This window comes from Pseudomonas fluorescens, assembly GCF_012974785.1.
Taxonomy (GTDB): domain Bacteria; phylum Pseudomonadota; class Gammaproteobacteria; order Pseudomonadales; family Pseudomonadaceae; genus Aquipseudomonas; species Aquipseudomonas fluorescens_BT.
The window spans coordinates 3,489,827-3,511,590 of the sequence record NZ_CP027561.1 but is presented as its reverse complement, the minus strand read 5'-3'; the positions used below and the strand labels follow the sequence as shown (position 1 = coordinate 3,511,590).

At 63.0% G+C, this 21,764-nt stretch carries 9 protein-coding genes; 8 read left to right on the top strand and 1 reads right to left on the bottom strand.

The features are described from left to right. The first annotated feature begins 71 nt into the window (after positions 1-71). A complete protein-coding gene (locus C6Y56_RS15590) occupies positions 72-12,569 on the top strand; it encodes a filamentous haemagglutinin family protein (RefSeq protein WP_169430642.1) in 12,498 nt (4,165 codons plus the stop codon). 64 nt (positions 12,570-12,633) lie between these two features. On the opposite strand, the gene C6Y56_RS15585 is transcribed toward C6Y56_RS15590, so the two are convergent. Continuing rightward, positions 12,634-13,581 carry a SphA family protein gene (locus C6Y56_RS15585; RefSeq protein WP_169430641.1) on the bottom strand — a complete coding sequence of 316 codons (948 nt, stop codon included), beginning with the start codon at positions 13,579-13,581 and terminating at the stop codon, positions 12,634-12,636. A 211-nt stretch (positions 13,582-13,792) separates the two neighbouring features. On the opposite strand from C6Y56_RS15585, the gene C6Y56_RS15580 reads away from it, so the two are divergent. The 7 genes from C6Y56_RS15580 (at position 13,793) to C6Y56_RS15550 (ending at position 21,612) form a co-directional block, all read left to right on the top strand. Continuing rightward, positions 13,793-14,824, top strand: coding sequence for an AraC family transcriptional regulator (locus C6Y56_RS15580; RefSeq protein ID WP_169430640.1), 1,032 nt, complete (start codon positions 13,793-13,795; stop codon positions 14,822-14,824). Positions 14,825-15,116: 292 nt separating this feature from the next. Next, complete coding sequence (locus C6Y56_RS15575; RefSeq protein WP_169430639.1) at positions 15,117-16,004, top strand: Dyp-type peroxidase; 888 nt, start codon at positions 15,117-15,119, stop codon at positions 16,002-16,004. A gap of 33 nt (positions 16,005-16,037) precedes the next feature. After that, positions 16,038-17,006, top strand: coding sequence for a Gfo/Idh/MocA family protein (locus C6Y56_RS15570; RefSeq protein ID WP_169430638.1), 969 nt, complete (start codon positions 16,038-16,040; stop codon positions 17,004-17,006). A gap of 216 nt (positions 17,007-17,222) precedes the next feature. Beyond that, complete coding sequence (locus C6Y56_RS15565) at positions 17,223-17,969, top strand: GntR family transcriptional regulator (protein WP_169430637.1); 747 nt, start codon at positions 17,223-17,225, stop codon at positions 17,967-17,969. 2 nt (positions 17,970-17,971) lie between these two features. Further along, positions 17,972-19,702, top strand: a complete 1,731-nt coding sequence (locus C6Y56_RS15560; protein ID WP_169430636.1) for a fumarate reductase/succinate dehydrogenase flavoprotein subunit — start codon at positions 17,972-17,974, stop codon at positions 19,700-19,702. A 25-nt stretch (positions 19,703-19,727) separates the two neighbouring features. Beyond that, on the top strand, positions 19,728-19,973 hold the full coding sequence (locus C6Y56_RS15555; RefSeq protein WP_003225615.1) for a 4Fe-4S dicluster domain-containing protein: 246 nt from the start codon (positions 19,728-19,730) through the stop codon (positions 19,971-19,973). 235 nt (positions 19,974-20,208) lie between these two features. After that, complete coding sequence (locus C6Y56_RS15550) at positions 20,209-21,612, top strand: ABC transporter substrate-binding protein (protein ID WP_169430635.1); 1,404 nt, start codon at positions 20,209-20,211, stop codon at positions 21,610-21,612. The last annotated feature ends 152 nt before the right edge of the window (positions 21,613-21,764 follow it).

The following is a 21,764-nucleotide window of genomic DNA, read 5'->3' as shown; positions in this document are numbered from 1 at the left end:
CACCCGCCAACCGCCTATGTCGTAACAGCAGGTTGTTGCCGACCTGTGGCCATCAAAAGGATCTCGTAGTGATGCTTGCTCGCCCATCCCGCCGCCTTACCGACGTTCAATCTTCCCGACGTGATGCCGTGGACCCGGCGCTGTGGTTGCTCAAGCCTCTGGCGCAGGCCGTGGCGTTGTGCCTGGTGGCGGGCAGCGCGCACGCGCAGACAGCGTTCAGCTCGGGCTGGTTTGCCGCCAAGGGCGCCGCACAGCAATCCGCCGCACGTCCGGGTTCCGGCGCGGCTGGTCTGCCGGGGATGACGCCGCCTCTGGCGCAGCAACAGAAGGCCAGCCAGCAATTGCAGCGTTCGTTGCAGACACTCAATAACACCGTGGCGGCGATTGCTGCGCAGCAGGCCGCTCAGGCTGCCGGACGCGCCGTGGCATCCGGTACCGTCCAATGGGTTCCGGACGGTCTGGGCGAAGGGGGCTTGAAGGTCGACAACAGCCTCACCCAGGGTTGGCAGAACGCCAAGGGGCCGCAGCAGACCCAGGTCGATGGCAAGACCCATGTGCGGATCGAGCAGACCGCCGACAAGGCGATCCTCAACTGGGAAACCTTCAACGTCGGACGCAACACCACGGTCGAGTTCGCCCAGCAGTCGAACTGGGCGGTGCTCAATCGGGTCAACGACCCCAACGCGCGGGCAAGCCAGATCCAGGGCCAGATCAAGGGTGACGGCACGGTGATGCTGATCAACCGCAACGGCATCGTGTTCAGTGGCACCAGCCAGGTCAATGTGCGCAACCTGGTGGCGGCGGCAGCCAATATCACCGATATCCAGTTCCGGGATCGCGGTCTGTACTTCGACAGCAGCGGCAGTCAGCCGACCTTCACTGAAGCCGCCGGCAAGGTCCTGGTGGAGCGCGGTGCATCGATTCAGACGCATGCTCCCGCCACATCCACCGATGCCGGCGGCTATGCGTTGCTGCTGGGCAGCGAGGTGCAGAACGACGGCCACATCGGCACCGCCAAGGGGCAGATCGTCCTCGGCGCTGGCGATCGTTTCTATATCCGCAAAGGCTCGGGCACCGAGGGCAATGGTTTTTCCACCACCTTCGGCAACGAAGTCGTCCCGGGCTTCAAGGCCGACAGCAGCGCCGGCAAGGTCAGCAACAACGGTTTGATCCAGGCGGCCACCGGTGACATCACCCTGACCGGCCACGATGTACAGCAAAACGGTGTGCTGCTGGCCAGCACCTCCGTGTCGACCCGCGGCACCCTCCACTTGCTCAATCCGGCCACTGATACCGGCGGCCGCGTGACGCTGGGGCAGGGCAGTGCCACGGCGATCCTGCTCGACAGCAGCGACCTGACGGCGCTGGACAGCCAGCACAAAGCCGCGCTGACCGGTGTCAACGCCAACAACAGGGTGCGTGGCGACCAGTCGCGCATCGATATCCAGAGTGGCGGCAGTGTCGAGTTCCAGAACGGTTCGATCACTCTGGCCACCGGCGGGCAGGTCGCTGTCACGGCGGGGCTTCGCAGCCTGGTACGCAACGGTGCGCTGATCGATGTGTCGGGGGCCATTGGCGTGAAGGTCGCCATGGAATCCAACAACATCAAGATCAACGTGCAGGGCAACGAGCAGCGCGATTCGTCGGTCAACCGCGAGAAGGGCGCGCTCAACAGCAATGATGTGTGGGTCGATGTGCGCGAACTGGTGTACGTGCCGGCCGGCACCAACGGCTATGCAACCGACCGCTGGTACACCGCCGGCGGACTGCTGGAAGTCGGCGGCTATCTGGGCACCCAGGGCCACGGTATTGGTGAGTGGATGGCGCAGGGGGGCATGGTCAGTTTTGCCGGCAACGATGTGGTGACCGAAAAAGGCTCGTTGATCAACTTGTCCGGTGGCACCCTGGATGTGCAAAGCGGAGAAATCCGCCAGAGCTGGCTGCGCGGTGCCGATGGCCGTCTGTACGAAGTCTCGCGGGCACCGGGGGATATTCTCTACACCGGGTTGTACAAGGGTTACGAAGACAGCAGCGAGCGCTGGGGCCAGACCGACTATTACTTCAACCCGCTGATTGCCCCGCCCCGTCGCCAGGAATCGGGTTACACCGTGGGCCGCGATGCCGGACAACTGGTGATCGCGACCCGCAATGCGCTGCTCGACGGGCAGATGCTCGGGGAGGTCTATCAGGGCGAACGCCAGACCCGGACGCCGCGTGCGGTACTCGACGGTTATGAGCAGAGCCAGACCGCACTGGCGCGGCGTGGACAACTGATCGTCGGCAGTTACGACCCGGCCTATGTCGCGTCGGCCGGGGGCTTGTTGTACGGCCTCAATCCATTGCTCGATCAAGTGCAGATCGGTGCTGACAAACCCATCGATGACGGTGTTCCGGATGTGCTCTCGGCGGTGTCCGGGAACCGCGAGGGCAAGCTGTTCCTCGATGCCGATCAGCTCAATGGATGGCACCTGGGTGCATTGAAGGTTGCGGCCCGGGACCGTATCGACGTCAATCAGGCGCTGACGGTCGACACCGGAGGCGACATCACCCTGTATGGCCCGGATGTGCAGGTCAGTGCCGATCTGATCGCCCGGGGCGGCAGCCTGCACTTGGGCAACGTGCTCAATCAGTTGCAGACCAACGCCACGACCGATACCCGGATCACCGCGCCTGCGGGCCATCCGACCCGAGTGGCCGTGGCCAAGGGCGTGCAACTCGATACCCGTGGCGTGTGGAGCAACCTGTCCACCAACCCGGATGACGCTGCGGGCCTGGCCTACTTGAACGGTGGTCTGATTTCGATCCGCAGCAGCGGCGATATCGATGTCCAGGCCGGCAGTCTGCTGGACGTTTCGTCCGGCGGCGCGGTGCTGGCCAACGGCAAGACCCGGGACGGCAAGGGTGGCAGCCTGACGCTGGAGTCCAGCGCCAACACTGTTGCGGACGCGGCGACACTGCGTCTTGACGGCGACGTGCGCGGCTACGGTGTGAGCGGTGGCGGCACGCTGCTGGTACAAGCCGGCAAGGTGCTGATCGGCAAGACGGACGAAAAACTCGCCGATTCGACCCTGCAGTTGTCACCGAGCCTGTTCGAGAAAGGGTTTTCGGCTTACAACATCATCGGTCTGAACGGGCTGAGCGTGGTCGATGACACACGGATCGACGTCACGATGCCGGTCTATCGTTTCGGTGCTCAGGCGTCGGACCGGGTCAGCGGCGTCGATCCAGGCACGGCGCTGGAGTTGTGGACGCCGGCGCTGTTCCAGGAAAACCCGACCAAGGCTGAGTTGACTCAGCGCGGCGGCGCCAGCCTGTCGTTGCAGGCCGGATCGAGCAATCCCAATCTGCTCGATCCGGTCAAGTCCACGCTGGTTGTCGGCACCGGCTCACGGATTAGCGTCGATCCTGGCCAACGAATCGGCTTGCGCGGGCCCGGACAGATCACCGTTGACGGTGAGCTGAATGCCTGGGGTGGTACGATCGATATTCGCCAGCAGCAGTTCGGTTCGGTGGACCCTGCCGACAGCCAGCAAGAAGCTGCGCGACAGGCGCACAACCGTTCTATCTGGATCGGCGAGCACGCCGTACTGGATGTGGCCGCGCGTGCCGCTACGGCGGTGGATGCACTGGGGCGCGTCTACGGTCTGGTCGGCAAGGGTGGCAGCATCGTCATCGGCGGTGAGCTCGATGCGAAGAAAGCCACTGCCACCTCTGCCGATGCTTACGTCATCGTGCGCAATGGCGCCCGCCTGGACGCTTCCGGTGCCGCGGCGGTGCTGGATATCGCCGGGCAGGGGCCGACGGCGGTCGCCACCGATGGCGGAAGGATTTCCCTGAGTTCCTACAACGGCCTGTTCATCGACGGCCGGTTGCGGGCCGCTGCCGGTGGCACCGGCGCCGCCGGCGGTCGACTGGACATTGCCCTGGAAACCCCGTTGTACCGCATCGGTGAAGCCGCTGACGAGGTGCGTCTGCCCCGGGAAATCGTGATCGGCCAGGGGGCGGTGGAATCGCCGTTGGCGGCCGGCCTGAAACCGGGAGACGCGGCACCGGGTCTGGTCTATGGACGCACACGATTGAGTGCCGACACCTTGATGAGCGGCGGTTTCGATAATCTCGGGCTGCTGAGCAACGGACTGATTTCATTCGACGGCGATGTCGACCTGCATTTCAACCAGAGCCTGAGCCTGTATGCCGGTGCCTTGTCTCTGGCCGAACACGCGAAAGACAATGCCCGGATCAACCTTTTCGCACCTTCTCTGCGCCTGTTGGGGCCTGGGGTCTATTACGGCTCCAACGCGTTCATTCGTCCAAGGGTCATGAACGCACCGACCCCGAATCTGTCGGCAGCGCAGTTCAGTGCGTCGGCCAACCTGCTGGATATCGGCAACAGCCTTTCGTTTGGCACTCTGGGTTCGATCGTGCAACTCAATGCGCCGGCGGTGCAGGTCGGTCGCCGAGGTTTTGCGCAGGTGTCGCTTGCCAGCCAGGGCGACATGCGTTTTCTGGCCTCGGCCACACAACCGCTGACCGAGCTGTGGGCGGCGGGCGATCTGAATTTGAGTGCGGCACAGATCTATCCGGTGTCCGGTGCCAGGGCCAGGGTCAGGGCCGGTTTCCAGCAGGAAACGGCGCCTTCCGACGGCACGTTGCGGATCCTCGCGCAGGGCGCGGCGCCCAGCGCATTGCCGTATTCGGTGTTCGGCGAACTGACGCTGGCCGCCAGCCGTATCGAGCAGGGCGGTGTACTGCGTGCGCCGCTGGGCCTGATCACGCTGGGCGAGAGCACCAGGTCGGTGCTGACCCGCGAAATCCATCTGCTGCCCGGCAGCCTTACGTCCGTCAGCGGCGCCGGGTTGGTCATGCCTTACGGTGGCACCACTGACGGCATCGACTACCGCTACAACGCCAGCTCCGTGCTGTTGAAAGGCATCGCCGGCCTCTCGGCCGGGGTGACCCTGCAGTCTCAATACGTGGATGTGGCACAAGGTGCAGTGATCGATCTTTCCGGCGGTGGCGATCTGCGCGGTGCCGGGTTCATTTCGGGTCGCGGCGGCTCCACCGATGCGCGCTATAACCCGCTGGTGCGTAACGCCAGCGACGGCACGTTCAGCCTGCCGGGGCTGGCGAGCAACCCGGTCTACGCGATTGTGCCGGGTGATCAAAGCCTTTATGCACCAGTGCTCGCGGAAGCGGGGGCGGTCGATCCCCGTGTCGGCCAACGCATCACCCTCGGCGTCGGCGTGCCGGGCCTGGCGGCCGGAACCTATACCTTGCTGCCATCGACGTTCGCGCTGTTGCCCGGTGCGTTCCGGGTCGAGGTCAATGGTCAGGTCGTGGCGGCGCCGGGAAGCGGCACATTGCCGATGCGCAACGGCTCATGGGCTGCCAGCGGCCGGATGTCGATTGCCAATACCGGACTGCGCGACAGCGTTGACAGTGCGATCATCCTGACGTCGGCCGATGTCCTGCGCCGTTATTCGCAATACAACGAAACCGGCTTTACCGCGTTCATCAAGAGCGATGCCGCACGTCGGGGGGTACCACGGGCATTGGCGCCGATGGATGGAAAAACCCTCGATCTGCGCTTTGAAAACGGTGCAGATCGAGAGGTGGCGCTGGACTTCAACGGCCAGGTGCTGTTCAAGCCTGCTGAGGGCGGCGTGACGGGAACCGCTGTCATTCGCGCCTCGGGCGGTGCCCTCGAAGTGCTGGGAGCGGGCCGGCCACGCACGAAGGATTTCAGCGGCGTTTCGCTGTATGCCGACAGTCTCAATAACCTGGAGGCCGGACGCCTGGCCATCGGTGCCGTGCCGACAGTGGATTATGGCTCTGGCGGCAATATCGTTTCTTTCGGCAGCAGCAATTCCAACCACATCGTCCTGCGTGAAGGCGCGGTGCTGTCCGCACCGGAGGTACTGCTGCGAACCCAGAAGACTGACGCAGGCATCACCCTGGAGGCGGGGGCAGGCATCAACACACTGGGTCGCGGTGACGTGCCTTACGACGCCACCGCCGGATTTGTCTATCAACCCGGGGCTGGCAGCGTGTTGCTGGTGTCCAACGGCCAGACCACGATGCTGGCGCCGGCGAAGGCGGTCGGAACCGATGGCGCGGGCAGCATCCGCATCGGCACCTGCGCAGTCGAGACGTGCACGGCGGCGACATCGCTGTATTCCCGAGGCAGCATCACCGCGGCCACCGACAATCGCTTCGAACTGGCGGATTCAGTGGGTTTCGGCACCCGACACCTGAGCCTGGCGGTCGGCGCGGTCAACGTCGGGAACGCTCAGGCACTGTCCGACAGTGCGGGACGTGTACCGGTCGGCCTGACACTCAGCCAGCGTGTGCTCGACCGTCTGCTTCAGGGCGATACCCGGTTGGGTGCGCCGGCACTGGAATCCCTCGGCCTGACGGCTCGGGACTCGTTCAATTTCTTTGGCAGCGTGACGCTCGATACGCTCGACCCACAGACGGGCAGCAGCAAGCTACAGAACCTGGTGCTGACGACGCCGGCGATCTACGGCCTGGGAGAGGCTGCGGATGTGGCAACTCTGCGCACCGCCAGTCTGATCTGGAACGGTGCGCCCCAGGCGCCGGGTGCGGTGGTCAGTGGCGGCGCCGGGACTGGTCGCGGCGCGCTGGATATCCAGGCCCAACGTATCGAATTCGGCTACGGCCCGAACCCGCAACCGAGCGGGCTGGACCAGAACAATCGTTTGGCACTGGGCTTCGCCAACGTGAATCTGACGGCCAGCGAACGCATTACCGCCAACCACAAAGGCAGCCTCGCGGTGTACCGGGAACAGGGCGCTTACGATCCACTGAAGGGATACGCTTACACCGGCGGCAACCTCAATCTGCGCACACCGCTGTTGACCGGTGAAGCGGCTTCGGTCAACTCGCTCAAGGCCGGCGACAGCCTGACCCTGAAGGGCGCCGGTGCTAGCGCAGTGGCCAATGCATTGGGCGCGCAACTGACACTCGATGCCCATGACGTGGTGCTCGAGAGCCGTATCGCGCTGGCCAGCGGCAAGCTGGTAGTCAAGGCGGAAAATGACCTGACGCTGACCGCCGACGCACAACTGGATCTGGCCGGACGTACCTTGCCGTTCAACGATGTGAAGAAATACAGCTGGGGCGGCGACGTGTCGCTCTTCAGCCACAGCGGCAATATTCGCCAGGCGGCTGGCTCGCGGATCGATCTGTCGGCGCAGAACAATCAGGCCGGCCATCTCAGTGCGGTCGCCTTGGCCGAGAATGCGGGCGTGGTTGATCTGCAGGGAGAGATCCTCGGCGCCAGCAGCGGTTATTACGATGCTGGCGGCACGCTGGTGCCGTACAAGGCCGCCGGTGTGGATCTGCGCGCCCGCCATCTGGGAGGTGATCTGAACGGGCAATTCGCGGCGCTCAACCAGCGTCTGAACGCCGGGCACGTGTTCGGCAGCCGCAGTTTCCAGTTCAAAGAGGGCAGCCTGCTGATCGGCGACGGCCTCAAGGCCGGTGAAATCAATGTCTCGGTGGACAATGGCAGCCTTTCGGTTGCCGGTCTGATCGATGCCAGTGGCGAGCGGGTCGGCAGCATCCGGCTGTCCGGCAAGAACGGTCTGACACTCGCCGGCAATGCCGTGCTGGACGCCCATGGCCGGATTCTGCGGGTCGACAGCTACGGCAAGATCATCGACGCACCGAACCGCGCCGTGGTTGAGCTCAATTCCGGCGAAGGATTGTTGACATTGGCCTCTGGCACCCGGTTCGACTTGCGTCACGGCACCGATGCGACCGTTGGCAAACTGCCGGGGCAGAACGACGGGGTGGCGCGCGGCACGCTGGAACTCAATGCGCCGCGCCTGGGCGTTGGCGACATTGCCATCGATGCCAGCGGAGCGCTGAGCATTCAGGGGGCACGCTCCATCGGCCTCAACGGTATGCGTCGTTATACCGATGCCCGTGACGGCGCCGATCCGGCGGCCAGTGGCCGCCCTTATCAAGTGATCGATCAGGCGCTGTTCGATCGCATCGATGGCGACAGCAGCACATTCATCAGTGCCGCGCTGAGCAACAGCGACTTGCTGCAACGCAAACTGGCGGGGCTGAACAACGCGACCTATGCCGACGTGTTCCATTTGCGTCCCGGGGTCGAGATTGCCAGCCAAACCGCCGATGGCGATCTGGTGGTGGAAGGCGATATCGACCTGTCGCGCTACCGATATGCCAGCCTCAATCGGCACTCACAGAAAACCTTGGTCTATGGTTCCGGCGAGTCCGGCAGCCTGGTGATGCGTGCCGGTGGCAATCTCGATATCTACGGCAGCCTCAACGATGGCTTCGCACCACCGCCGGAAACGGTCGACGATGCCGGTTGGAAGCTGTTACCGGGCGTGCAGCCGTTCGGCGGTGACCTGATCGTGCCGGGCACCGGCGTAACGCTGGCCGAGGGCACGCGGTTCCCGGCGGGCACCACGCTCAATTACGACTTGCCGATACAAGCCGTGACCCTGGTCAGCGGCACGTTGCTGCCGACGCAGGCGACGCTGGCTGGCCCCTATTCGCTCAATGCCGGCACGGTGTTGTCCGGCGCGGTGCATGACGCATCGGGCAATCTGCTGTACGCCGCCGGTACGCTGCTCAGCGACAGCGTGATCCTGCCTGCCGGCAGTCGTTTGGGGGCCGGTACCCGATTGAACGGTGCGGTTGCGTTGCAGGCCATGCTCTGGCCCAAGGGCGTGCCGTTGCCGGGTACGGTCGGTGCGGACAATCAGACGGCGGGTGTGACATTGAGCGGTGCACTGGCGCTGCAGCGCGGTTCGCTGATTCCGTCCATGACCGATGTCGTACTGGCCACCGGCACCGCATTCATCGAGCTGCGCGGCTATTCCGGCACCACGCAGCAAGGCAGCAACTGGGCCGTGGCGAGCATGCTGCCATCGGGCAGTACGTCCTGGTCGATGCGGGTGGTGGCCGGGTCTGACCTGGAGGCCGCCGACAGCCGTGCAGTGAAGCCGTTGACCCGTGAAGGCAACCTGCGCCTGGCCGATACCCATTACGGTTTGACTGTGGTGGAGAAAAAACTCGACACCACCTGGGCCGAGGGCAACCCGATGGGGTATCCGGCCGGGGAGGTCGTGAGCGATGACGAACTGTACCTGTGTGACATCCTGCCGGGTGCCTGCATCGCGCCCGCCAGGTTCCTGTGGGCGGTGGACAACATCGCCGGCATGCCGCCGGGAACACCGGTCACGGATGACGAGCTGTTCTGGTGCGATGCCGACCCCAACTCCTGCACACCGAACAAGGGCGGTATCACCGTTTCACCGCACACCCAGATGTTCAGCGTGTTGCGCACCGGCACCGGCGATCTGGACCTGATGGCCGCCGGTGACCTGAGCATGGATTCGCCTTTTGGCGTCTACACCGCGGGCACTCAGTCCCGGGATATCGATCCACGCTTCAATCAGCGCCGGGGTGCCCTCACGGATAACGGTTCAGTGCTCGGCAGCAAAGGCGCCGATTATGAGAAGTGGGTCAATGGCGGCAGCGACAGTCTTTATCAGGCCTGGTACCCGGAGCTGGGCGGTAACCTGACGATCAGTGCGGGTGGGTCGGTCTCGGGGGATACCCTGGGGCGTCGCGGATTCATTCGGGATGCGAACCTGCGCGAACAGGTTTCCAGTGTCTCCGTGGGTAACTGGTTGTGGCGGCAGGGGACGGGCAACAACGACGTGCCGACTGCCTGGTGGATCAACTTCGGCAGCTATGCCACGCAGCCACTGCCCGACCCGGACTTTGACACCGGCCCCTATCTAGTTGGGTTCACCGGATTCGGCGCACTGGGCGGCGGCAACGTCAGCCTGCGCGCCGGAGGCGATGGCGGCATGCTCAAGCCGTTGGGTGACAGCAGCCTGAATCCACGCAGCCAAGGGCTGATCGTGGCGGTGGGCAGCACCGGCAGGGTGGGCAGCGACGGCAGCCTGCAACTGACCGGTGGCGGCGACATGGACATTCGGATCGGCGGCACGTTGAACCCGTCATTACAGGCACGGGCAGGGGAAAGCGGTACGGGAGCACCGAATCATGATCTGCAGGGGGCATTGATCAACCTGCGCGGTGCGGCGCAACTGTCGGGCGGTGCGCTGGGCGGTATCAATCTGCAATACGGTGCCTACACTTCCCTCCAGGACCCTCGTGAAACCCGGGCCTTCGATCCGTTCACCTCGACCCTTGGCAGCGCGTCCGGTGGCCTGGTGCTGATCCCGGGCGACTCCGGCATGCGCCTGACTACCCGTGGCGATCTGGTGCTTGGCGGTGCGGTCGACCCGGCAAGGGTGCGCCTGCAGAACTCCACACCGTTCACCGATACCAATGGCGTTGCCCATGACGGTGGCGGATTGGCCGGTTTCTCGTTGTGGACCGATCACACGGCCATCGATCTGTTCTCGGCGGGGGGTAACCTGACACCTGGCACACAGCTGGGTGAAACCGACACCCAGGGCCCATTGGCCAGCCGCAACACCTCGCCCACTGACGGACGTTTCGTGTACCCGTCGATTCTGCGCGCGGTAGCGGGGCAGGGCTCCATCTATGCCGGCCCTTCGGCCACTTACCGGGCAAGCGGGTTTTCCGCCGCGACGGCTTACTCGATCGTGCTGGCCCCTTCCCGCGCCGGGCAACTGGAGTTGCTGGCCGCAAACTCGATCTACGCCGGCGGCTACGCGATCAACCAGTCTGGCGCCAGTCTGTCCGCCATCGCCACGCCGTTCGCGCCGTCGTTTACCGGTTATGCGCAATACGGTTCCAGCAGGCCGGTCACAAGCAACTACAACAGCGACGGCATTGCTCCGAGCCTGAACGTGCGTTATCCGTTGTTTGCATTCGGTGCCGACAGTTACTCGGGAACCAGCGGCGTTCAGGCACCCGCCCGCTTCTACGCCATGACCGGCGATCTGGTGGGCATTCGCAGCGGCGAAACCTTGCGTTTCGGCACCTCGCTGCGCACCTGGTACGAAAGCGCTTCGCCTGTCTGGATGCTGTCCGGGCGCGATATCGTGGCGTCCGGCACCCACCTGGGCCAACCGGCAACGGCACCGTCGGAAATCGGCTGGAACAACGAAACCATTTCATCGTCAGGCAACCTGCTGATTCACACCAACCTGCATGATGTTTCGCGGATCTCCGCCGGTCGCGACATCCTGTACAGCAGCTTCGATATCGCGGGGCCGGGGCTTCTGGAGATCAACGCCGGGCGCAATATCCTGATGGAGGATCGCGCCGGCATCACCAGCATCGGACCGGTAGCCGCAGGCGATCATCGTTCGGGTGCAAGCATTGTGATGCAGGCCGGCGCCGGCGCTCAGGGGCCGGATTACTCACGGTTCATCGCCCGTTATCTGAGCCCGCAGAACGTCGCCGACCCGAACGCACCGCTCAACGGCCAACCGGGCAAAGTGGTCAAGACCTATCTCGAGGAGTTGCAGAGCTGGCTGACCCTCGGCTACGGCTTCAGCGGCAACGCAGAGCAGGCGCAGTCCTTCTTCGCTGCACTGCCAGGTACCGAGCAGGCGATCTTCGCCCGTCAGGTGTACTTCGCCGAACTACGTGCCGCAGGCCTGGAATACAACGACGCCGATGGTCCACGCAAAGGCAGTTACCTGCGCGGCCGCAACGCAATCGCTGCGTTGTTCCCGACTGCCGATGTGGCCGGTAACGCGATCCGTTATGACGGCGATATCACGCTCTACGGTGGCGCCGGGGTCAAGACGCTGTTCGGTGGTGATATCCAGATGCTCACGCCGGGCGGTGGTCAGGTGTTCGGCATCGAGGGCGCGGCGCCGCCATCGACGGCGGGGATCATCACTCAGGGTTCGGGCAACATTCAGCTCTATTCACAGGGCAGCATTCTGCTCGGACAGAGCCGAATCATGACCACGTTTGGCGGCTCGATCATTGGCTGGTCCGCCGAAGGCGACATCAACGCCGGTCGCGGTTCGAAAACCACCGTGGTCTACACCCCGCCAAAGCGTGTGTACGACACCTGGGGCAACGTGACCCTGTCGCCATCGGTGCCGAGCACCGGCGCCGGTATCGCCACGCTCAACCCGATTGCCGAAGTGAAGCCGGGGGACATCGACCTGATCGCGCCGCTGGGCACCATCGATGCCGGCGAAGCGGGGATTCGCGTGTCGGGCAACGTCAACATCGCTGCGCTGACAGTGGTCAATGCCGCGAACATTTCGGTGCAGGGCAAGGCGACCGGCGTGCCGGTTGTGGCGGCGGTCAACACCGGGGCGATCACCTCGGCCAGCTCCGCCGCGTCATCCGCGACCCAGGCAGCGGAAGATGTCGCTCGTCAGCAACAAGCTGCGTCACGCCAGAATCAGGCTTCGGTGTTCACCGTACAGGTGCTCAGCTTCGGCAACGAACAACTGGCCCCGACCCGCGACGGCGCCAGCCGCGCACCAACACCGGGCTACAACCCCGACAGCCCGGTGCAGGTGCTGGGCGCCGGGGTGCTGGACGAACAGGCGAAACAACAACTGACCGAGGAGGAGCGGGGACAGCTGACGTTGTAAAAGGACTCTCGTGCTGTACGCTTCGGGCGGCCGTTTGGCCGCCCTTTTTTTGCGGTTCTTTTACTTAAAATGCATACGGAATACTCACCTTCGCCCACAACATATCCCCCTCCGGCCGGTTCTCCACGTCGAACTCCCTGGCCCAGCGGATCTCCGCACTGGCGTACTTGAGAAAGGTGAAATGCAGCGCCGGGCCGATGGCGAACACCTGGCCGCGTACGCCATCATCAACGTCCTGGCCGGCGAACTGTACGGTGTGGCCGAACTGTTTGTCGTCGGTGGTCTGCTTGAGGTAATAGCCGTTGATGCCGAGCATCAGGTCGTCGGTGATCTTGTAACTGGCCGAGTAATCGAAGTGGAAGATTTGCCCGGATTTGTAGTCGGTGTCCTTGTTCTTCTCGTTGAAGCTGTAGGTGGTCTTCATCGAGATTTCGGTCTTGTCTGTCGGCAGCCAGGTGAAGGAGAACAGCGGTTTGTAGGTGTAGAAATTGTTGCTGGTGTTGGCCAGGCGATCGACGCTGTACTCACCGGTGGGCACGGTGATTTCCACGGCGGCGCCGAGGGTCAGGTTCTTGCCCATGTCCCACAGGATGATCGGGGCGATGGTGGTATCGCCCATGCCCTCGCGGGTGTCGCTCAGGCCGAACACCGAGACTTCCTGCTTGAGCCAAGGCTGGGCGATGTAACCGGCCAGACGTCCACCGAACACCCGCACCGGGCTCAGGTAGTCGATGCGCGGGATGACGGCGGTGGATTCGATCTCGACGTTTGGCACTTTGCCGCCGAGTGAGCTGATATTGAGCTTCGTCGACTTGTAGTGGTTGTAGTAGAGGTTGAAGGCGACCATGTTCTCCGGAAGGCTGTCGACTTCCAGCGGCAGCATGAAGAATCCGTCGGTGCCGGGGCCGATGTTGTCGACGCCGGCTTCGGTGGCCAGGGCCGGCAGGGCGGTGGCGCCGCCAAGCAGGCTCAGCGCCAGTCGCACAGGGAATGTCGCGCGGTTCGGGGTCATGTCCGTCCTCATTATTATTGTGTTTGGGCGCAACGCCGGCACGCAGGACGTCCGGCCACTATAGAAATAAGCCCTTGGCGCACGACGGGGCAGGGTATTGGCGGACACGGAAGGGGACTTCTGCGGACAGTCCGCCAACCCTGTGCTAACTTCTTTCGACATAACCGGTTACAAAAATAACAATTCAGCGTGATCCGGAATGTCAGCCCCCATGAACGCAAAACTCCAAGACCCCACCTTCGATCTGGCGCTGGTGTCGCCATTTCTGCTGCAGACCCTGGCTGAAGTCGCCGCGAACAAGGGCATAGAGCCGCAAAGCCTGTGCCGTGGCCTGGGTTTTACTTTCGAGGATCTGCAGGACCCTTCGCAGCGCATTTCCTATCGCCAGGCCGTGGCCATGATCCAGCGTGCGCTGAAGGCCTTGCCCAATCAGGGATTGGGCCTGTGGGTCGGTGCGCAGAACGTGCTGGGCACACTCGGATTGCTCGGGCATGTGCTGTCGCTGTGCAAGAACCTGCGCGATGCGTTCGATCTGGGGATTCGTCATCAGCACACCTCCGGCGGGATCGTGGTGATCAGCGTGGATGTCATGGGTGAGCAGGTGCACGTCGACGTGGAATGCCGCTTGCCGTTCGCTGAGGTGCAGATATTTGCCGTCGAAGAGTTTTACGCCAGCCTGCTGGTTTACGGCCGGGCACTGGTGGGCGAGACGTTCCAACCGATTGCCGTGGAGTTCGTCCACGCGGCGCCGGATTACGTCGATGAATACCGGCGGCTGCTGGGGCCGGACGTGCGCTTCGGCTGCCTGCACAACCGCATGCTGATCGACGTGAAGTGGCTGGATGTGAATTTGCCCAATCATCATTCGCTGGCGCTGCGTCAGGCGGTCAAGTTGCTGGAGCTGGAGGCGGCGCAGGTTCATCAGAAACTTGATCTGATCCAGGCTGTGGAGCGGGCGATTGCCCGGGACTTGAGCCGGGGCAGCCACATCGAAAAGATTGCTGGTGACCTGAACATGAGCAGCCGCACCTTGCGCCGGCGCCTGACCGAGCACTCATTGACGTTTGAGGCGCTGCTGGAGCAGGTGCGCCAGGCGCGCACGATGAGTCTGCTGGCCAATCCGGACATGCCGATCGAGCGCATTACCGAGGAAGTCGGCTATAGCGATGTGCGCAGTTTTCGTCGGGCGTTCAAGCGTTGGACGGGGAAGAGTCCGAGTGCGTGGCGCAGTGCTTCGATTTGATCGGAAATCGCTGGCCTCACCAAAACGCCGCCCTCACCCCAGCCCTCTCCCGGAGGGAGAGGGGGCCGACCGAGTTGTCTTGTGCGATACATCGACCTGAAAGTTCTGTGTCGATTATGGATTCCCAGGCGTTTTTTCAGGTCGCAATCCATCTTCAATATTCCCGGATCGGCTCCCTCTCCCTCCGGGAGAGGGCTGGGGTGAGGGGGCTTTTGAATCTATCCAACCCATTTCAATCCCACACAAACCCTCCGCCTACAGTTAAACTCCGCGCTCTTTCCAAGGAGTCGACATGAGTTACTACCAGCCGGGCATCCTCGCCACCCCTGTACCGCCGCAAGCACGTCACCTGTTTTTCGCCCTCGATTCGGTTGAAGCATTGCCGCAGGCGATCGACAACCTGCTGAACCTGGTGGACGGCAAGTCGGCGGTGGTCGGTTTCGGTGAATCCCTGGCCAAGGCCCTGAATGTGAACATCGATGGCCTGCGCAGCTTCCCGGCGCTGACCGGCGTTGGCGTGGAAAACCCGTCGACCCAGCACGCCCTGTGGGTGTGGCTGCACGGCGTCGACCGTGGCGAGCTGCTCAACCGCAGCACTGCGCTTGAGGCCGCCCTGGCCCCGGCGTTGCGCCTGGTGCAGATGCAGGAAGCCTTCCGCCACAAGGACGGCCATGACCTCACCGGTTATGAAGACGGCACCGAAAACCCCCACGACGAAGCCGCCATCGCCGCCGCACTGCAAAGTGAAGGCGCCGACGGTCTGGTCGGTGGCAGTTTTGCCGCGATCCAGCAGTGGCAGCACGACCTCAAGGGTTTCCATGCACTGTCCGCCGAGGACAAGGACAACATCATGGGCCGTCGCCTGAGCGACAACGAAGAGATCGACGATGCCCCGGTGTCCGCCCACGTCAAACGCACCGCCCAGGAAAGCTTCGCTCCGGAAGCCTTCGTCGTGCGTCGTTCGATGCCGTGGATCGAAGGCGACCGCGCCGGCCTGATGTTCCTCGCGTTCGGTTTCTCCCTCGACGCCTTTGAAGCGCAACTGCGCCGCATGAGCGGTCTGGAAGACGGCATCACCGACGGTCTGTACCGCATCAGCCGGCCGATCACCGGCGGCTACTACTGGTGCCCGCCGCTGCAAAACGGCCACCTCGATCTGCGCGCACTGCGTATCGTCTAAGACCCAAGCAATGGCGAGGCTCAAGGAATGGCGATGAACGTGGTGCGCTGGGGCATGATCGGTTGCGGCAGCGTCGCTGAACGCAAGAGCGGGCCGGCCTTCTACAAGGCCCCCGGCTCGGCGTTGGTGGCGGTGATGGGGCGACGCCTCGAAGCGGTGACCGATTACGCCTCGCGCCACGGCATCGCCCGGACTTACACCGACGTCGATGCCCTGATCAACGATCCCGAGGTGGACGCGGTGTACATCGCCACGCCCCCCGACAGCCATCACGCCTACAGCCTGAAAGTTGCCGCCGCCGGCAAGCATTGCTGCGTGGAAAAACCCATGGCGCTCAACGTCGGGCAAAGCCGCGAAATGCAGCAGGTGTTTACCGACGCCGGTTTGCATCTGTTCGTTTCCTATTACCGCCGTTCGCTGCCGCGTTTCCAGCAGGTTCGGCAATGGTTGCAACAAGGGCGCATCGGTGAGGTGCGGCACCTGAGCTGGACGCTGACCAAGGCGCCATCGCCCAAGGATCTGGACGGCAGCGACAACTGGCGCACCGATCCGACGGTGGCCGGTGGCGGCTATTTCGCGGATCTGGCCAGCCATGGTTTCGACCTGTTCCAGTACCTGCTTGGCGACATCGTTGAAGTCGCCGGTTTCACGGCGCGTCAGGCCGGGTTGTACGCGGCGGAAGACGCGGTCAGTGCGAGTTGGCGATTCGCATCCGGCGCGTTGGGCATGGGCTGCTGGAGCTTTGTCGCGGACCGGCGCGAGGATCGGGTCGAGATCATCGGGAGTAAGGGGCGGATCGGCTTTTCGGTGTTCGACGAGCATCCGGTCGAGCTGCACGCCGATGAGGAGATCAGCCTGGAAATCCCCCATCACGAACACATCCAGTGGCACCACGTACTGGGCATGAACGCGCAGATTCGCGGTGAGTCGCAGCATCCGGCCGTTGCCGCAGAGGCCCTGAAGACCGATTGGGTCATGGATCAAATCCTCAAGCGCCACTGAACTTTCAAGCTTCACACCTTTCCTTGTGGGAGCGAGCCTGCTCGCGATAGCGGACTGTCAGCCGATGAAAGTGTTGACTGACCCGACGCTATCGCGAGCAGGCTCGCTCCCACAGTATTTTGTGCGCATCTAACCTTATGCTCATTCGGTATTTCTCAAGCTTGTCATAACGTCTCTATGATCACGTCATAACTCGTTATAACAAGTGATCCCGTGATGACCGATAACGTTCTCTCCCTGGGCAGCGTCCCGCTGCACACCCAACTGCGCGACGTATTGCGCGCCCGCATTCTCGACGGCGAATACCCGCAAGACAGCCAGATGCCGTCCGAAAGCGAGCTCGGCACGCTGTTCAAGGTCAGCCGCATCACCGTGCGCCAGGCCCTGGGCGATCTGCAGAAAGAAGGGCTGATCTTCAAGATCCACGGCAAAGGCACCTTCGTCGCCAAACCCAAGACCTTTCAAAACGTCAGCACCCTGCAAGGCCTCGCCGAGTCCATGACCGGCCGCGGCTACGAGGTGATCAACCGCCTGCGCAGCTTCAAATTCATCGCCGCCGACAAACTGGTTGCCGAGCGTTTGCAGGTCGCCGAAGGCGAAATCGTCGCGCAGATCAAACGTGTACGCCTGATCAACCGCGAACCGATCTCGCTGGAAATCACCTACCTGCCCAAAGCCGTCGGCGAGCGGCTGGAGAAGGCCGATCTGGTGACCCGCGACATCTTCCTGATCCTCGAAAACGACTGCGGTATCGCCCTCGGCCACGCGGATCTGGCCATCGACGCGGTGCTGGCCGACAGCGACCTGACCCAGGCGCTGAACGTCGAGGCCGGCTCGCCGATCATGCGTATCGAACGTCTGACCCACGACGCCCACGGCCGGCCGCTGGACTTCGAACACCTTTACTACCGTGGCGATGCGTTCCAGTACCGCCTGCGGATCGACCGGCAAAAAGGGGCCTGACCATGACCCGCAACACCTTAGAGCAGGAATACGACATCGTCGTGATCGGCGGCGGCACGGCTGGCCCGATGGCGGCGATCAAGGCCAAGGAAAAGAACAAGGACCTGCGCGTGCTGCTGGTCGACAAGGCCAACGTCAAGCGCAGCGGCGCGATCAGCATGGGCATGGACGGCCTGAACAACGCGATCATTCCCGGCCACTCCACACCCGAGCAGTACACCAAGGAAATCACCATCGCCAACGACGGCATCGTCAATCAGGCAGCGGTGTACGCCTACGCGACGCACAGTTTCGAAACCATCGAACAGCTCGACCGTTGGGGCGTGAAGTTCGAGAAGGACGAAACCGGCGATTACGCGGTGAAGAAAGTCCACCACATGGGCGCCTACGTGCTGCCGATGCCGGAAGGGCACGACATCAAGAAAGTCCTGTATCGCCAGTTGAAGCGTGCGCGGGTGAGCATCACCAACCGACTGGTCTGCACCCGTTTGCTGACCGACGAGGAGGGCGCCGTCAACGGCGTGATGGGGTTTGACTGCCGCACCGCCGACTTCCATGTGATCAAGGCCAAGGCTGTGATTCTCGCTTGCGGCGCGGCCGGGCGACTCGGTCTGCCGTCCTCGGGTTACCTGATGGGCACCTACGAAAACCCGACCAACGCCGGCGACGGTTACGCAATGGCGTATCACGCCGGGGCTGAACTGGCGAACCTCGAGTGCTTCCAGATCAACCCGCTGATCAAGGACTACAACGGCCCGGCCTGCGCCTACGTCACCGGTCCGTTGGGTGGCTACACCGCCAACAACAAGGGTGAACGCTTCATCGAGTGCGACTACTGGAGCGGGCAGATGATGTGGGAATTCCACCAGGAACTGGAAAGCGGCAACGGCCCGGTGTTCCTCAAGCTCGATCACCTGGCCGAGGAAACCATCCAGAACATCGAGGAAATCCTGCACAGCAACGAACGCCCGAGTCGCGGCCAGTTTCACGCCAATCGCGGCACTGACTACCGCACGCAGATGGTCGAGATGCACATCTCCGAAATCGGTTTTTGCAGCGGTCATTCGGCGTCCGGCGTGTGGGTGAACGAGCGGGCCGAGACCTCGGTGAAAGGTTTGTACTCGGCCGGTGACATGGCCGCCGTACCGCACAACTACATGCTTGGCGCGTTCACCTACGGCTGGTTTGCGGGCAACAACGCGGCGGAGTTTGTCGCCGGGCGCGAGTTCTCCGCGTTGGATGCCGAGCAGATCGCGAAGGAGAAGGCCCGGGTCTACGCACCGCTGGATCGCGAACACGGCCTGCCGCCGGCGCAGGTCGAGTACAAGCTGCGGCGCTTCGTCAACGATTACCTGCAGCCGCCGAAAGTGACCAAGAAGATGGAAATCGGCCTGCAACGCTTCAGCGACATCGAGCGCGATCTCAACGAGATGAAGGCCAACAACGCCCACGAACTGATGCGCGCCATGGAAACCAGCGTGATCCGCGACTGCGCCGAAATGGCTGCCCGCGCCTCGCTGTTCCGCGCCGAAAGCCGCTGGGGCCTGTACCACTATCGCGTCGATCACCCGCAACGGGACGACCGCGAATGGTTCTGCCACTGCCACCTGAAGAAGGGCGAGGACGGGCGCATGATCAGTTTCAAGAAAGCCGTCGAGCCTTACATCATCCCCCTCGATGCCGAGGAAATGCAGGCCTACGACCGTTTGCGGGTTGGCGCTTTCGCCGCTTGAGGCATCACTAGAGAGAGTCCGAACCATGGCCTATCAAGCCCAGGAAATTTTCTTCCGCTCCAATGCCCCCGTCACCGTGGACGAGGACAAATGCATCGCCGAAAAGGGCTGCACCGTGTGCGTCGACGTCTGCCCGATGGACCTGCTGGCGATCAACCCGGCCACCCAAAAGGCCTACATGGCGTTCGATGAATGCTGGTACTGCATGCCGTGCGAAAAGGACTGCCCGACCGGTGCCGTCAAAGTCGACATCCCTTACTTACTGCGTTGAAACACAGTTCCCCTGTGGGAGCGAGCCTGCTCGCGATGAGGCTGGCACAGCTTGCATCTCCATGAACTGAACTGACGCCATCGCGAGCAGGCTCGCTCCCACATGGGATTTGTGGGAACCCCAAAAGCCATCCGTAAACCCCGGACGCTGGATTCACCAAACACCCCTCGTTTCCCACCGCGCCCTGATCGCGGCGGAGACGAACATCCTATAAATGATTCGAGGGGATTCAACCATGTTGCGTGCAGCAATCGCCGGTCTGGTACTGGCTTCGTTCACCCTGTCGGCCTCGGCCGAAACCATCCGCATCGCCATCGGCACCCAGGACACCACCATCAACTGCGCCGCCGGCGGGCTGTTGATTCGCGAGCTGGGCCTGCTCGACAAATACCTGCCTCACGACGGCGCCTACAAAGACGCCAAATACGACGTGCAGTGGAAGAACTTCACCAGCGGCGCACCGCTGACCAACGAGATGGTCGCCGGCAAACTCGACTTCGGCGCCATGGCCGACTTCCCCGGTGCGTTCAACGGCGTGGCGTTCGAAACCGCCGGCAAACACAGCCTGTTCATCAGCGTGCTGTCGGGCAGCATCAAGGGCAGCGGCAACGGCATCGTGGTGCCGAGCGCGTCGGGCGTGCAGTCACTGAGTGAACTCAAGGGCAAGACCATTTCCGTGCCGTTCGCCTCCACCGCCCACGGCATGTTGCTGCGTGCCGTTGCAGAGCAGGGTTGGGATCCGTTGAAGGATGTGAACATCATCGCCCAGCCGCCGGAGGTCGCAGGTTCCGCGTTGCAGGCCGGCAAGATCGACGCTCACGCCGACTTCGTGCCGTTCGCCGAACTGTTCCCGAGCCGTGGCTTCGCCCGCAAGATCTACGACGGCGCCCAGGCCAATGCGCCGACCTTCCACGGTGCGCTGGTGGATCAGGCCTACGCGAAGCAGTACCCGGAAATCGTCGTCGCCTACCTGCGTGCAAGCATCGAGGCCAGTCAACTGTTGGCCGCTGAACCTGAGAAGTACAGCGAGCTGATTGCCAAGGTCACTGGCGTCGATGCCGAGGTCAATTACCTGTTCCACGGCCCGCTCGGCGTGCAGACCCGCGACCTGAGCTGGAAACCGGAATACCGCCAGGCCGTCGGCACGGCCATCGACACGCTGAAGTTGCTGAAGAAAGCCGATCGCGGGCTCGACCTGAACACCTTTATCGACGATCAGTACATCCGTGCGGCGTTCAAGGCTTCCGGTCTGGATTACACCGAGCAACTGGCCAATTACGCGCAGACGCCGTTGAAGTCTGTCGATGCGGTGACTGGAAAAACCATCAGCGACTTCAGTCATGTTGCGGAAATCTGGGTGCGGGGGGAGGACAAGGTCCGGCGCTATGCCTCGGCTGAAGAGGCGTTCACGGCGCTGGCCGGCCTGAAATCGGAAGGCAAGAACATCCGTGCGGTATATGCCCAGGCGAGTGACAGCGGGATCAAGTTGCTGGCGGAGCAGGCTTGGTTTGCCAGTGATGCGAAGGGACGGCTCAGCGCGTTTTTGTTGAAGGGGCAGGCGCAGCAATTTGCCACGGCGCAGGGTGGGAAGGTGTTTGACTTCACCGACGCCACCGCACAGGCCGTCGCCACCCGCTAATTGAAGATCAAGAGCACCCCCTCACCCTAACCCTCTCCCGGAGGGAGAGGGGACTGACGGAGTTGTTCTGGAGAGTTACGCCGACCTGAAATATCGAGCCGAACTCAGGTTTTGAAACGCTTGAAGATCGGCTCCCTTTCCCCTCGCCCCCT